Source organism: Microbispora siamensis, from assembly GCF_016863095.1.
GTDB classification, from domain to species: Bacteria; Actinomycetota; Actinomycetes; order Streptosporangiales; family Streptosporangiaceae; genus Microbispora; species Microbispora siamensis.
The window spans coordinates 1-2,341 of the sequence record NZ_BOOF01000110.1; the positions used below are offsets into that span (position 1 = coordinate 1).

2 protein-coding genes are annotated in these 2,341 nt (G+C 74.8%); both read left to right on the forward strand.

Going from position 1 to position 2,341, the window contains the following annotated elements; all coding sequences use genetic code 11:
• Positions 1 to 2,170: SDR family NAD(P)-dependent oxidoreductase (locus tag Msi02_RS42665; protein ID WP_204053396.1), on the forward strand; the 2,170-nt coding region annotated here is incomplete at its 5' end.
• Between the two features lie 27 nt (positions 2,171 to 2,197).
• The coding region (locus Msi02_RS44735) for a polyketide synthase docking domain-containing protein (protein ID WP_204053397.1) at positions 2,198 to 2,341 on the forward strand (144 nt) is incomplete at its 3' end.

A 2,341-nucleotide genomic window follows, 5' to 3' on the forward strand; every position in this document is an offset into this window, starting at 1 on the left:
GCGCCGCAGGCACTGGGTGAGCCCGCCGAAGTCCGGCCAGGCGGGGCCGTACGACGACGGAAAGGCGCGTTTCTGGGACATCGTCGGCCGCGGCGACCTCGACGCTCTGGTCGGCACCCTGGGTGCGGAAGCCGAACGCATACGGCAGTCGCTCGGGGAGGCCCTGCCGGTCCTGGCCTCGTGGCACGCCGCCCGGGACGCGCGGACCACGCTGGACTCGTGGCGCTACCGGGTCGTCTGGCGGCCGGTGGAGGAGCCCGCGCTCCGGTCCGGGGGCCGCTGGCTGCTGGTCCGTACGGCGTGGGAGACGGCCGCGGCCTGGGCGAAGGCTCTGCAACACGTGCTGGAGGAGCGCGGCGCCGAGGTGACGGAGGCCGTCGTCGGCGGGACGGCCGACCGGGATTCCCTGGTGGCGTCGCTCACCTCCGTACGGACCGGCGAGCGGTTCACCGGTGTCGTGTCCCTGCTCGGCCTGGACGGTACCCCCTACGAGGGCCAGGACATCGCTCTGCTGCAGGCGCTGGACGCGGCGGCGATCGACGGACCGCTCTGGCTCACGACGAGCGGCGCGGTCGCGGCGGCGCCGTCCGACCGGGTGCCGAATCCGGCCGGAGGCCTCGCGTGGGGCCTGGGCGGGGTGATCGCGGCCGAGAGGCCCGAGCGGTGGGCCGGGATCGTGGACCTTCCGCCACTGCACGAGCCCCTGCACGAGTCGCTGCACGGGTCGCCGCCTGATGGGCGGAGCGTCGCGTACGCCGTGACCGCGCTGACCGGACCGCACGGCGAGTCGGAACTCGCGGTGCGCGCCTCGGGACTTCTCGCGCGCCGGCTGGTTCCCGCACCGAGCCGGGAGGCCACGCCCGCGGAGTGGGCGCCGGCGGGGACCGTGCTCATCACGGGCGGCACCGGCGCGCTCGGTGCTCATGTGGCCCGGCGGCTGGCCCGGCGCGGGGTCCCGCACCTGCTGCTGGTCAGCCGGCGCGGGCTCGACGCTCCCGGCGCGGAGGACCTGCGCGCCGAGCTCACCGGGCTGGGTGCCCGGGTGACGGTCGCCGCGTGCGACGTCTCCGACCGGGACGCCCTCGCCGCCGTGCTCGCGGCCATACCGCCGGAGCATCCGCTGACCGCCGTGGTCCACACCGCCGCCGTACTGGACGACGGCCTGCTCGGTTCACTCACGCCGGAGCGGCTGGCCGCCGTGAACCGGGTGAAGGTGGGCGGCGCGCTCGCCCTGCACGAGCTGACCCGGGAGCTTCCGCTGACGGCGTTCGTGCTGTTCTCGTCGGTCACCGGGCTCATCGGCAACCCGGGCCAGGGCAACTACGCGCCGGGCAACGCCTTCCTGGACGCCCTCGCCGAGCACCGCCGTTCGCTCGGCCTGCCCGCCACCTCCGTCGCCTGGGCGCACTGGGACGGCGAGGGCATCGCCGGCGAGGAGGCCAGGGAGGGGCTGCGGCGAAGCGGATTCCCGCCCATGGCCCCCGATCTCGCCGTGTCGGCGCTGGAAGAGGCGGTGGCCGGCGGAGAGACCCGGCTGGTCGTCGCACGCGCGGACTGGGCGACGGTGCATGCCGTACGGCCTCACCCGCTGCTCGCCGAGCTGCCCGAGGCCCGTGCGGCGGCGCCCGGCGCGGCGGAGACCTCCGGCGGCGAGCCGGACCTCCCCGCGCGGCTGGCGGGCCTGCCGGAGCCCGAGCGACGGCCGACGCTGCGCGCGCTGGTCCGCGCGGAGATCGCCGATGTGCTCGGGTACGGCTCGGCGGCCGAAGTGGACGACGACCGGGGCTTCCGCGACCAGGGGTTCACCTCGCTGTCGGCCGTCGAACTGCGCAACCGCCTCACCCGGCTGACCGGGACGCCGCTGTCGAGCACACTCGTGTTCGACTACCCGACGCCCGCCGGGCTCGTGGACCACCTGCTCCACGTGCTGCTGCCCGATCCCGAGCCGCCCGTCGCCGCCATGCTCGCGAAGCTCGGCGAGCTGGAGACGCTGCTCGGCGAGACGCTTTCACCGTCCGATCGGGAGGCCGCGGCGAACCGGCTGCGACGCCTGGCGGAGCTTCTCGGGGACACCCAGCCCGACGAGCGCCCCGCGGCGACCGCCGACCTTTCCTCGGCCTCCGACGACGAGCTCATCGATTTCATCAGCAACGAGCTCGGCATCTCCTGACCTGTTCCCTTTGCCCCACCCCGGCCCATGGAAGGCGAACCTGTGAGCGACGACCAGATCCGGCGTCTCCTCCGACGCGTGACGGAGGAACTGCACAAGACGCGCGAAGAACTGCGAGACGTCCGGGACGAGCAACGGGAGCCGATCGCGATCGTGGGGATGGGCTGCCGT